General features: G+C 52.2%; 9 protein-coding genes. 4 read left to right on the forward strand and 5 right to left on the reverse strand.

From position 1 onward, the window contains the following. Positions 1 to 30: 30 nt before the first annotated feature. Complete coding sequence (locus BBD41_RS22925) at positions 31 to 222, forward strand: YqzE family protein (protein WP_077567460.1); 192 nt, start codon at positions 31 to 33, stop codon at positions 220 to 222. Between the two features lie 145 nt (positions 223 to 367). Here BBD41_RS22925 and BBD41_RS22930 read toward each other — a convergent pair whose 3' ends face one another. The 4 genes from BBD41_RS22930 to BBD41_RS22945 all read right to left on the reverse strand — a co-directional run bounded on the left by BBD41_RS22930 (position 368) and on the right by BBD41_RS22945 (position 5,004). After that, positions 368 to 958 (reverse strand): hypothetical protein, encoded by a 591-nt coding sequence (locus BBD41_RS22930; protein WP_157929328.1) that lies wholly within the window; start codon positions 956 to 958, stop codon positions 368 to 370. An 84-nt stretch (positions 959 to 1,042) separates the two neighbouring features. Beyond that, positions 1,043 to 2,131, reverse strand: coding sequence for a hypothetical protein (locus tag BBD41_RS22935; protein ID WP_099480748.1), 1,089 nt, complete (start codon positions 2,129 to 2,131; stop codon positions 1,043 to 1,045). Between the two features lie 151 nt (positions 2,132 to 2,282). Continuing rightward, positions 2,283 to 3,245, reverse strand: a complete 963-nt coding sequence (locus tag BBD41_RS22940) for a YqhG family protein (protein WP_099478820.1) — start codon at positions 3,243 to 3,245, stop codon at positions 2,283 to 2,285. Between the two features lies 1 nt (position 3,246). After that, complete coding sequence (locus BBD41_RS22945) at positions 3,247 to 5,004, reverse strand: DEAD/DEAH box helicase (protein WP_007127762.1); 1,758 nt, start codon at positions 5,002 to 5,004, stop codon at positions 3,247 to 3,249. 611 nt (positions 5,005 to 5,615) lie between these two features. On the opposite strand from BBD41_RS22945, the gene BBD41_RS22950 reads away from it, so the two are divergent. Beyond that, positions 5,616 to 8,261, forward strand: coding sequence for an adenosylcobalamin-dependent ribonucleoside-diphosphate reductase (locus BBD41_RS22950; protein WP_418304258.1), 2,646 nt, complete (start codon positions 5,616 to 5,618; stop codon positions 8,259 to 8,261). A 207-nt stretch (positions 8,262 to 8,468) separates the two neighbouring features. Here BBD41_RS22950 and BBD41_RS22955 read toward each other — a convergent pair whose 3' ends face one another. After that, positions 8,469 to 9,080 (reverse strand): hypothetical protein, encoded by a 612-nt coding sequence (locus BBD41_RS22955; protein ID WP_237086870.1) that lies wholly within the window; start codon positions 9,078 to 9,080, stop codon positions 8,469 to 8,471. A gap of 315 nt (positions 9,081 to 9,395) precedes the next feature. Here BBD41_RS22955 and BBD41_RS22960 point away from each other — a divergent pair, with 315 nt between their 5' ends. Further along, the gene (locus BBD41_RS22960; RefSeq protein WP_099480750.1) at positions 9,396 to 10,538 is read left to right on the forward strand and encodes a GntR family transcriptional regulator; all 1,143 of its coding nucleotides are present in this window, start codon (positions 9,396 to 9,398) and stop codon (positions 10,536 to 10,538) included. A gap of 637 nt (positions 10,539 to 11,175) precedes the next feature. Further along, a complete protein-coding gene (locus BBD41_RS22965) occupies positions 11,176 to 12,126 on the forward strand; it encodes an ABC transporter permease (protein ID WP_099478823.1) in 951 nt (316 codons plus the stop codon). Positions 12,127 to 12,150: the final 24 nt, after the last annotated feature.

Raw genomic sequence — 12,150 nt, forward strand, 5'->3', positions numbered from 1 at the left:
ACCCTAAGAAGATCCAAAGGAGATGATGAGATGGCCAGCGGAGATGAACTGATCAAATACATTACGGAGCGATTCGTAACCTATATAGATACGCCGAAGGAGATCCGCCGCCAGTCCAAGGTGAAGGAATCGTGGACAACGAAATGGTTCGGCATGATTCCGTTCTCCGTATCGCTGTGGAAAGAGGACATTTCGTCCAAGCGTAAGCGAAAAACAAAATAGGCTGACATGGACCCGTTCAATGGATGGTCACGCATCCGATGAGACGTCACCAGCCTTATGACAAAAAACAAACACCGGAATGAATGGCTTCCGGTGTTTGTTTTTTGTCTGCGGTACCTAATCCGCAGGTATGTTGAAAAACATATTATTCATAATATTTAATTAGCTCTCCATCTTTATCGTAATACTTATATGAATAATGACTTTTTCCAGTCTTAGGGGGAAACATCCAGGTGACGCTGGCCTTATAAGGCGTAAACTCTTGTTCTATTTCCTGTCCATTTACGCTTACCTGCATTTTCGCTATTTTATTTTCTTCATTAGTGACAATCATAAACAAAAGAGGTTCTGGGGCGAAGACACTAAATGCTTCATTAACGTTTACTTCTATATGCTGCCACCTATAATTTCCGTCTTTGTTTTTTTGAAATTGAATGTAGCCTGGATTATTGTTAGATAAGAAACTGGCATATCTTCGGTCATTCATGTCTTTAATTTCTACAATTTCTATTGAATTATTTTCATACCCTTCAATTGAATGAATTACTTTCAAAATAGATTCTTCATCGTTTCCATATAATTGCTGAGTATCATTAAAATAAAACGTGAAGAACCCTAGAAGAAGTAAAAGGCAGCTATAGGTAATCTTTTGGCTTTTTTCAACAGTTCTCGTTTTTTGCTGTCGTCCAAGGCATCGGCATGCTTTTTCAATTCCTTCAAATCCACGGGCAATCATCTCCTAAACCAAGGATGTTACCTTAATTATTGAACGAATGCTCGTAATGATCAATGAAATGTCAAAAACAAAATGGTAAATTGCTCATGTCGATTTTCCCGGATAAGCATAGAACTTGCCTTGTCCCACTAATCGGGGTGCCGGCAGAAACCGGGTAGTGTCCGTATTCCGGAGCGGAATCGCTACATAGATGGCTGCAGCATCAGCCGCGCTGCCGGAGCCGAATGACCAGCGCTGCCATCCGGTTAAGCTGAACGGAGCGCCGAAAGCGGCATTGCCATCGCCCTTCGATTTAAACACCAGCGAAGGGTGCTTTTGCAGCAGGCTTCTGAGCTCGCTGCTGCTTCGGGCCGTGAGGCTTGATGAGGTCAGCCATTGGAGATTATCATACGGGTCGGGGCGATTGCCCGTGATAGACGGAGCCTCCGCCGACCATCCGTGTGCAGAGCCGGCGGCTACAACTCCTTTGCCGATGCCGGAGCGCTCCAACGTGCCGGAGGCCGGCAAGACGGTCGGGAGCAGCTCGCTATTGAAGCCGCTGATATAAAGCGTATCTTGGCCCGGAAGGGTGACCTCCCATACAGGAGCTCCCGTATATCGTTTACGAATCGTGCTGCCATGCGGGAGAGACCCTTCGGGATCGATAAGCCCCTCGGCGGCTAGACGCTGCTCCAGCGGTGCCAAGCTGAAGGGGAGGGTACCGCCGATTCCATATTCACTGAGCACATACCCTCCATCCTCGGAGGCGCTGATAATAAGGTAACCTTGAGGCAAACCTTCATCGGTTACCGTGACCAGCCAGCCGTGCGTCCCGGGTCCGAGCGGGGTGTATTCCAGCTCGGCCTCGCTCCAGGCTGTAAACGGCACGTGGGCCGAGAGCTGCTCCACGGTGTCCTCCGTGAAATGGAGCAAGCTCTCCGGAACCGCTGCGGAGACCGCGGACTTCCGAATGGAGCTGTCATCCGCGAGGGAGAGGGATGAATCGGCGGAAGCGGGAGTGGTAATCGCCGCTTCAGTGCCGGCCGCAGCGACCGCAAGCGGATGGATGAGGGCCGCCGTACATATGGCCGCCAGCAGCAGGGCAGACCTTGCGCGGGATCGATTGGACCGGCTGTCGTTATCGTTATTGAAAGAGCCTCCATGGAGGCCGTTATTTTTATGCCAATGCAACAAATGGATCAACCGCCTTTCCTTCCCGCCATGCTAAGCGATGGGGGATATGGTGGTTCTATCATATCGGACAAGCTGTGCAAACGCTGTTGCAAGGTGTCGCGCCAGGACAGAAGGGAACGGTTCTTTTTTTGCCTTGTTTTGTAGAGGAGCGTCAAGAGGACGCGCTCACGGGCGAACACAGGTGAAAGAGGCCGCAGGTTATGGCGGAGAAGCTGATTTTCGGCTCATACTGCCACTGCATTTCCGACCTCCGGTTCCGGTATTGTTCCTCGATTTGAGCTTTCTTTTCCTCATCCTGCTCTTTCAGCAGGTCCTCGTAATAACTGTCGATCACCGCAAGCTCCTCCGCCAGCCGTTCGCGGGCCTTGGATGCCCACGTATAATCCAGCTTGCTTAAGCTGACGATCAGATGCTCCTCAAGGAGCCCCGCCGCCTCGCGCAGCGAAACGGCCGCAGGGCGGACGTGCACGCTTTCGGGCAGGCGGGGCGTCAGCTCGCGGCCATTAAGCACAGCCGGGAAATCTGTCACGATCTTCCGGGTGGACAGCGAGATGCCAACATAATGGAGCTCCTCCCGCTTCAGATCGCAGCTGAACTCTACTTTAAAGCAGACGCCGAGCCACTGCTCGTACGGCGTCGACCTTGACCGTGGGCGCGGCTCCGTGACCGGCTGCTGGAACAGATACACGCATTTGCCTTCCTCGCGGGCCGCGTTCCAGATTTGAGCCAGCCTGCTGCTTCCGTAGCCGACGTTCTCGCGCTGGATGCGGCCGGGACCGAGCACGGGGAGCACGGGAGCGTTGCCGTAGAAGCGGGCCAGCAGGGGATCCTGCTGCGGCGCGGACAGCTGGGCTTTGCTCTCGGCGAGCTTGGCCTTGGCCATCCGCTCGTCGTAGGCTTCCGGGTCGAACACGAACTGGAAGGAGAGAGTTTCGGCCGGCGCCCCGGTACGTTCCACAAAGCTCCAGTAATAAGGGCGGTTGGTGAGCATTTTGTCGGCTTGGGGCGACAGCTTCACGGTAACATGCTCCGGTGATTTTTCAATGACGGTGCATTCGGTGGCTTCCAAATAGGCCATGAAGTGCTTCTGCACCTCCTGCGGCGTCATGGTCATATCAGGCTTCTTCCTCTCTTAAGGTTTCTCCGCTCGCTTCCTGCTCGATATCCTGCTTGATATGGTGCAGCGAGTCGCCGAGCGTATTGATGCGCCTCCGGATCTCTTCGTCGTTGCCGGACTCCAGCATGATTTTGTACAGGCTCTTCTCGAAGGATTCGTTCTTCTCGTAGCGTTCCAGAATGACATCCAGTCCTCCGATGACCATCTCGAACATATTGATCTTTTCATGCAGCAGATTCAAAATATGCTCTTCGATCGTGCCTGCAGTGGACAGGTTGAAGATTTGCACATCGTTGGTCTGGCCTAGACGGTGCACGCGTCCGATCCGCTGCTCCACCCGCATCGGGTTCCAAGGCAGGTCGAAGTTGATCATATGGTGGCAAAACTGCAGGTTAATTCCTTCGCCCCCGGCTTCAGTTGCGATCATGACCTGAGCTCTGCCCCTGAACAGGTCCATCATCCAGTCCTTCTTCCCCCGGTTCATGCCGCCCCGGTACGGCACCGATATGAGCCCGTGATCACGGAAATAGTTAAGCAGATATTCCTGGGTGGCCCGGTACTCGGTGAACACGATCACCTTCTCGTTCATTTGGCGGATGAGCTCGATCGTTTTCTCGGCTTTGGTATTGGCTTTAATCGCTTTGATCAGATACACCAATTCCCAGATTTTATCGCGGAGCGGGGAGTCCTCCGGCAGCTTCTTGGACAGATTGACCAGCGTGACAAAGACCGCATCCCGGCTGCTGCACACCTCGCGCTGGAGGGTGACGAGGGACAGCATGCTGCTTAAATTTCCCCCTGCTGCCTGATACTGATCTTTGACGAAGGACGTGACCCCGTCGTATAATGACTGTTCTTCGGGCGATAAAGTCAGCCCGACATTGCGGACGGAACGCTTCGTAAACTTCACTTCGCCTTCGCCCCGCCGGTTGCGGATCATGACCTTGGACAGCTCGTCCTTGAGCTGCTCCTGGTTCTTCGGCTTTCGTTTATCCACAACGAAATTGGCCGCAAACTGTCCCTGGCCGCCAAGCTGGCCCGGCTTCAGCAGCGTGATCAGGTTGAACAGCTCGCTGAGGTCATTCTGTACAGGCGTAGCGGTGAGGAGCAGGCAGTATTTTTTGCGCAGCTTCTGAATGAATTGGTAGTTGGACGTCTTCTTGTTCTTGAGCTTGTGGGCCTCATCGATGATGAGCATATCGTATTCCTGATTCAGGAGATATTCGCTATGCGGATCCCGTTTGGCCGTGTCCATGGAAGCGACGACGATATCATTCGCCCAGGAATAGGCTTTTTTCTGCGCGATGGCGGGTATGCCGAACTTGGAGTTCAGCTCCCGAACCCACTGGAGCACCAAAGAAGCGGGAACAAGAATCAGCACTCTGGATACGAGCCCGCGGAGAATATATTCTTTTAAAATAAGGCCGGCTTCAATCGTCTTTCCGAGCCCAACCTCATCGGCCAGAATCGCTCTGCCCGACATCTCGAACAGCACCCGCTTGGCGGTGTCGGTCTGATGCGGAAGCGGGGACAAATCACCCAGGTGCTTGAGGCATTGAAGCTCTTCGAAGCTCGTCACCAGGCGGGATTGCTCGCCCTCAACGGCTAGCTGAGACAGCCTGAAGTCCCCCCACGGACCGCCTTTCTCAAGGCGCCCTTCGAGATCGTCCAGCCAGGAACGGTCCATCTGAAGCGGTACGGGCAGGCGCGGATCCGTCGTCATGTCTGGACCGGCAGTGGATGGCTGATGATTCATGATGATCCCCTCCTGTTATGAAAGTTTCCGGACAGCGGTGTATGAGTAGTATGGACGAAAAAAGAAGTCTTCATAACTTGCACCTCCCTTTATGGGGGGCGAAAGGACGGAGAGAGCGCACGGCTGCTGGAATTGGCAATTTTCAGCGTTTTTTTCATAGGAGACGGGTGAAAAAGAGAGCGGGACGAAGAAAGCGGAAGCAGGAGCGGACAAGCATAGGGTTTCGCCCTTAATTTTCACATTATCGGCATAGTTTTACTATATATAGTGTAGTATAATGAATTCATTGCACTATATATGGTGTGTTTCGGCGTTTTGTATGTTTGATCCGCTACATATGAGGTTATGTTGTTGGTGAGCCCGGCTGCAGTATTCGTGAACAAAACGCAGCTAAACAGGAGGCTCTACTGCTAAGGCATAACTGCGGAAGTTTTGGCAGTCCCTATCGGAAATTGCCCGGATCGGTACATGATCACGGCGTCCGATATCGACGCAGGATAACCGCTCATGGCGGTTCGTCTTCAAACGCGGTCTGTCTTCTTAGAGAACGTCGATCAACGTTTTATTTATAATCGTTATATTTTAATTAGGAGGAGTTGCTCTTGAGTACGATGCAAAGTCAGCGGCTGGAAGGTTTGAGCGAGAAGATCTTTTTGGACCGGTATGCGTGGAAGGATGCGGACACCAATAATGCCAAGGTCGGCGATGTGGTGCTCGTTCTGACGAAGGACGACCCGAAGTTCCCGACGAAGGAAGTCGGCGAAATCGTGGCCCGCGAAGGACGGAAGGTAACGGTTCGTACGCGCAAAGGCGAGCTGGTGGAGTCCGAGGTGGAGAAGCTGACGCTGACCATCGAGAAGACGCCGGAGGAGATGTGGGATCGGCTTGCGGCCGCGATGTCATCGGTTGAGGCAACACCGGAGCTGCAGGAGGAATGGCGGGAGAAGTTCCGTTACATTCTCGACGACTGGAAGCTCGTTCCGGGCGGCCGGATCGCAGCAGGCGCGGGAGCCAGCGATGAGCTGACGCTCTTCAACTGCTATGTCATCCCTTCTCCAAAGGACAGCCGCGGCGGCATCATGGAGACGTTGACCGAGATGACCGAAATTATGGCCCGCGGAGGCGGCGTAGGCATTAACCTGTCTTCCCTGCGCCCTCGCCGTGCGATCGTCAAGGGCGTCAACGGTTCCTCCAGCGGTGCGGTATCCTGGGGCGGCCTGTTCAGCTACACGACGGGACTTATCGAGCAGGGCGGAAGCCGCCGCGGCGCGCTGATGCTCATGATCAACGACTGGCACCCGGATGTGCTGGATTTCATTACGGTGAAGCAGACGATGGGCCAGGTGACAAACGCGAACCTGTCGGTTTGCGTCAGCAACGGCTTCATGAAGGCCGTGAAGGAGGATCTGGAGTGGGAGCTGGTATTCCCGGACACGACCGATCCGGATTACGACGAGGTGTGGGACGGCGATCTGGACAAATGGAAAAAGGCCGGACGCAAGGTCATTCCATACCGTACGGTAAGAGCGCGCGAAGTGTGGCATACGATTATCGAATCGGCCTGGAAATCGGCCGAGCCGGGCGTTGTCTTCATGGAATACTACAACCAAATGTCGAACAGCTGGTACTTCAACCCGATCATCTGCACGAATCCTTGCGGCGAGCAGGGGCTTCCGGGCTGGGGCGTGTGCAACCTGTCCGCGATGAACCTCTCGAAGTTCTACGACGAGGAGAAGCACGACGTCGCTTGGGACGAATTGGCGGTAACGACGCGTTACTCCGTTCGCTTCCTCGATAACGTCATCGACCGGACGCCTTACCATTTTGAGGAGAACGAGGCGAACCAGAAAAAAGAACGCCGCGTCGGCCTTGGAACGATGGGTCTCGCCGAGCTGATGATCAAGCTGAAAATTCGCTACGGCAGCCCGGAATCGTTGGAATTCCTCGATAAGCTGTACGGCTTCATCGCCCGCGAAGCGTATCTGGCATCGGCCGACATCGCGGCGGAGAAGGGTTCGTTCGAAGCATTCGATGCTGAGCTTTATCTGCAGAGCGGATTTATGAAAAATATGGCGGAGGTTTATCCGGAAGTGGCAGAAGCAGTGCGCACCAAAGGCGCACGGAACGTTACGGTCATTACGCAAGCCCCAACCGGCAGCACCGGCACCATGGTCGGCACCTCGACGGGGATCGAGCCGTACTTCGCCTTCAAATATTTCCGTCAAAGCCGTCTCGGCTTCGACGAGCAGTTTGTGCCGATCGCTCAGGAGTGGCTGGACAGCCATCCGGGTGAGGAGCTTCCGGAATACTTCGTGACGGCGATGGATCTGTCCGCCGAGGATCATATCCGGGCGCAGGCTGCCATCCAGCGCTGGGTGGACAGCTCGATCTCGAAGACGGCCAACTGTCCGGCCGACTTTACGATTGAGGATACGAAGCGCCTGTATGAGCTGGCCTTTGACCTTGGCTGCAAAGGGGTAACGATCTACCGTGACGGCAGCCGCGACATCCAAGTGCTTCAGACCGAGAAGAAAGAAGACAAGGCAGCGGAAGCTGTAACCGCGTCTTCCCAGGAAACGGCGCTTGAGCAAAGCGCGGCAGGTCAAGCAACAGAGGATGCCACCGGCGTTGAGCCATCGGCAGCCGCGCCTGCGGCACCGGCCGGCAGCAAGAGCGGCCTTGACAAGCAGTACAAGAAGCGTCCGCAAGTACTGCGCGGCGCCACGTACAAAATGAATACGCCGTTCGGTATGGCGTACATTACGATCAACGACCTGGACGGCATCCCGAGCGAAATCTTCCTGAACGTCGGCAAAGCCGGTTCGGACGTGTTCGCTATGGCCGAGGCGCTTGGCCGCGTCTGCTCCCTGTTCTTGCGGTATGGCGACCATGGCAACAAGGTGGAGCTGTTGATCAAGCATCTGAAGGGTATCGGCGGCACCGGCGCAATCGGCTTCGGCGCGAACCGCGTGGAGTCCATCGCAGACGCCGTTGCGAAGGCGCTGGAGACACATGTGGCAAGCGGAGCACCGGATCATGACCATGATCCTGCTCCCGTTGCGGCCACCATGGCTCCGGCCGAGCCTGCGGTTGCCAGCCACGGCGCACCAGCAGCCGACCATGGCTATGGCGGCCACGGCGCTCATGCCGGCGGCTCGATGTCGCTGGACCTGTGCCCGTCCTGCGGCGGCGCATCCCTGATCAACATTGAGGGATGCAAGACTTGCGGGAACTGCGGGTATAGCAAGTGCTCGTAAGGGCGTAAGGATGCTGTAAAATTAATATTCATACAGAGAAAAAGACCAGACAACAGCTACTGTTGCTCTGGTCTTTTTATGATTAAGGCCCTGGAGTGAAGAGACGATTATTGGATGCAATAAAGAAGGTACATTAGCAGTAGAAGTTGATCCCCGGGATACTCTAACGTACAAGTAATCGTTCCTTCCCGTACATGCTCTCATCCATTATGAATCGCTTTGCACCGTAGATAACGAAACGAGGACCAGGCCGGCGAATTCCGAAGCTTCCTCCCCCTTGGGATTGTGAAGGCGGAACAGGAAAACGTCTCCTGTGTCTGACCGCCACACGATATAATCGCTGATTCCTTCGCCGCTCGAGGCCTGGAGATAGAGCTCTGCGAAACCCAAAGGATGCTCGACAAGCTCTCCGCTAAAATCGGATACTTCGCCGAAACGTTCCAGCTCCTTTGTGCCCGCAGCTTCAAGCTGCTTTAGATCATACTGGGCAGGCAGCGGTTCGATATCGACATAATACTCCGGATGATTACTAAGCGACAAACGCCCTTCCGCTCCGTCAAAATCAAACTTCTCGAATACGTATAAGGAAAAGCCTTCGCCTTGATGCAAAGCGGCTGTATGTGTCTGATTCCCGTCACCAGTCATCAGATCAAAACTTTCGTTCTGGGGGCGTGTCGTGTCGGGAACTTGCTCGTTCTTTGGAGCCGTGACTTCTTCATGCACCGGTGCAGGGGGATCGTTGCTGACAGGGGGTTCGGGTTCGGCTGTGCCTGAGCATGCAGCAAGCGATAGAACCATGGCGACAATGGAGATTTTCATGAAAATAATGCCCTTATGATTCAGTACAATCACGCCTTTCTGTCTAAGTTCGTACTTATTGCCTTGCATATTAGACGACGTAAGATTCAAAAAGGTTTACATTTTCTTGAAATATTTCTAGCCGATTTCAGGACTCGCCTGAGTTTCGAGAAGCGGGAGAATTGAGGAAATGTTACAGATTATGCCATAATGATATTACCAATAGCAGCTTATCAAGCTGATGATGACTTGGAATAAAACGCTTGCGCCATTCGTAATGTATATATTAAACATATTCAATGAAATGTGGTGATTCGGTTGAGCTCTACGGAAAGAATGCCTTTGTATCAGAAGGTTCAAGAGTATATACGCGACTTGATATCGTCAAATGTATTGAAGGTTGGAGACCGTATTCCTACGGAAAAAGACCTCATGGAGCGTTTCGGAGTCAGCAAGATTACGGTCGTGAATGCCCTGGCCGGCTTGGTTAACGAAAAAATCATAACCAGGGTGCCCGGAAAGGGGACTTTTGTAAGTGAGCCTGAATCTGAAATGCCGGCGGCTTCTCCTATAAATGCCGTAAAGTCTATTCATAAAGCTGGCGGAGCAATGGGGACAAGGTTAATAGGCCTGATTCTGCCCAGCATTTATGATTATTTTACGATTCGGCTTATACAAGGCATTCAGCAAGCACTCAACGAGAACGATTACCGCTGCGTGATCTATTTGTCGGAGGGCGATATTGATAAGGAAAAAGAAGCGATCAAGACATGCAGTAACATCGGAGTGGAAGGCTTATTGATCTTCCCGGTTGATGAGGAATTATTCAACGAGGAAATCCTAAGCATGAAATTTGCGGGGTTTCCGTTTGTTCTCATTGACCGTTATCTTCCCGGGGTGGAAACGCACTATATAGCATCAGACGGCAGGCTCGGCGCTAACATGGCGGTCAATTACCTGTGGGAGCTGGGGCACCGTGAAATCGCCATCTGCTCCGATTCGCCCATACAAACCGTTACCGTCCAAGAGCGGATCGACGGATATATGAATGCCTTCAAGGAAAAGGGAGCACTCATTAACCCAGCCCACATCGTAACCGGCTTTGAACTCGGAAGTCTGGAGCAAGCGGAAACCCATCCGCTGTACCGCTATATCAAAAACCGGATGGCAACGGCCTATATTACGCTAAATGGAAGTCTTGCCGTAAAAATCTACCAGATTGCACGTCAGGTTGGATTGAAGGTGCCGGAGGACATTTCCATCATCAGTTTTGATGATCCGACCTCCATCATCGAAGGCTACAGCACGTTTACGCATGTTAAACAGTTTGAACGGGACATGGGCTACCGAGCGGCCTATACCCTGCTTGAGGTCATTAACGGTGATGACGGACATCAAGGAAAATATTTCAAAACCCTCGTGGAGCCGGAATTGGTGATTGGCGAGACGACGGGAACAAACGTCTTCTCCGCTTTGTGATATCGACCCCCGTTTCCCCTATATAATAGGAACCTAATTACGAGTCCGACGCGCTTTCGATCGAATCCGACCATGGAAGCGGCGGCTCCCCGGACTCTTCTACTAGGTCATCTGCAACTCCTTCCCATGAAATCCTCCCATAAGAAGTCCAACCTCATTAAGAAATTCAGCAGAAGCTCTCCAAGCCATGTCCAGTCTGTTTGACTTCATACCACATTTATGATCACACAATTTCCTGTGGATATATTGAATATAACGTGCCTTCGCATAAGGAATGCCTGAAAGGTGGAGAAGGGGCCCCCCATCCCATTTCTCGATAACCTAAAAAACAGGAGGCCACTCTAGGCTAACAGCAGCTTCATTTTTATTTAACCCCCGATTTATTAATCAACGAAACCACCCGTACTTTTATCGGCCAAAAAATACTTTTACCGGAATGAAGAAATTATGGAATGATTCCAACAGTATATTGAATATATTTAAACTACCGTTTAGTGAAACCGCTTGCAGTAAGGAGGGGGGCAGTCGATATATATAATCGAAAATCGAAGACCAATGACATTGGCTCTATTCCCAATCGATCGGGAATGGATTCGTAACCATCCGATCCGACGAAGATGGAGGAGGTGTTCAGAGAGTGGTACCCAAAGGTGCTGTTATCCCTGGATTTGAGCAATTAAAAAAGAATAAGAAGCTCTCTAAAATCTGGCAATTCAGGCACATCTATTTGTTTTTGCTTCCTGCGATTATCTGGTTTCTGGTGTTTGCCTATTATCCGATGTACGGCATCTTAATCGCATTCAAAGATTTCAAATTCAACCTGGGGATCTTGGGGAGTCCGTGGGCAGGCTTTAAATATTTCGAACAGTTTTTGAACGATTCCAGCTTTTACGATGTGCTCCGAAATACGTTATCCATCAGCGCGCTTAAGCTTATTTTCGGATTTCCGGCGCCATTGATCCTGGCCTTAATGCTCAATGCCGTCATGCACAAGAGAATCAAAAGAGTGTTTCAGACGATTTCCTATCTGCCGCACTTCGTGTCGTGGGTCGTTGTCGTGACCTTGCTTCAAAAGATCCTGTCTCCGAACGTCGGGCTTATCAATGATATTCGGTACCAAATGGGTTTGGATCCGATCTTTTTTATGGGAAAGCCGGAATTATTCTATCCGTTGGTCATCATCTCCGATATCTGGAAGGGTGTAGGCTGGGGTTCGATCATTTATTTAGCCGCGTTAACGAATATCGATCCGCATTTGTATGAGGCAGCCGAAATCGACGGGGCTGGAAGGTGGAGCAAGCTATTTAAGATCACGCTGCCATGCCTTACTCCAACGATCGGCATACTGCTGATCTTCTCCCTCAGCGGAATTCTGAACGCCGGCTTTGACCAAATCTGGCTGATGCAGTCCCCGGCAACGCTAAGCGTCTCGGAGATCTTGGATACCTATGTCTTAAAAACCGGGCTCCAGCAGGGGCAACTAGCCTATTCCACGGCAATAGGATTATTCAAGTCCGCGATTTCGCTGCTGCTCATTGTGGCTGTCAACAATATATCCAGACGTGTGAGCAACGTATCGTTATGGTAATAGGCTGGCACTCAAGATAAGGAG

The sequence above is a fragment of the Paenibacillus ihbetae genome, assembly GCF_002741055.1.
Classification (GTDB): domain Bacteria; phylum Bacillota; class Bacilli; order Paenibacillales; family Paenibacillaceae; genus Paenibacillus_AQ; species Paenibacillus_AQ ihbetae.

Coding starts and splice junctions, on each gene's coding strand:
- BBD41_RS22925 (WP_077567460.1), top strand. CDS start 31: ATGGCCAGCGGAGATGAACTGATCAAATACATTACGGAGCGATTCGTA.
- BBD41_RS22930 (WP_157929328.1), bottom strand. CDS start 958: ATGATTGCCCGTGGATTTGAAGGAATTGAAAAAGCATGCCGATGCCTT.
- BBD41_RS22940 (WP_099478820.1), bottom strand. CDS start 3,245: ATGACCATGACGCCGCAGGAGGTGCAGAAGCACTTCATGGCCTATTTG.
- BBD41_RS22945 (WP_007127762.1), bottom strand. CDS start 5,004: ATGAATCATCAGCCATCCACTGCCGGTCCAGACATGACGACGGATCCG.
- BBD41_RS22950 (WP_418304258.1), top strand. CDS start 5,616: ATGCAAAGTCAGCGGCTGGAAGGTTTGAGCGAGAAGATCTTTTTGGAC.
- BBD41_RS22955 (WP_237086870.1), bottom strand. CDS start 9,080: ATGAAAATCTCCATTGTCGCCATGGTTCTATCGCTTGCTGCATGCTCA.
- BBD41_RS22960 (WP_099480750.1), top strand. CDS start 9,396: ATGCCTTTGTATCAGAAGGTTCAAGAGTATATACGCGACTTGATATCG.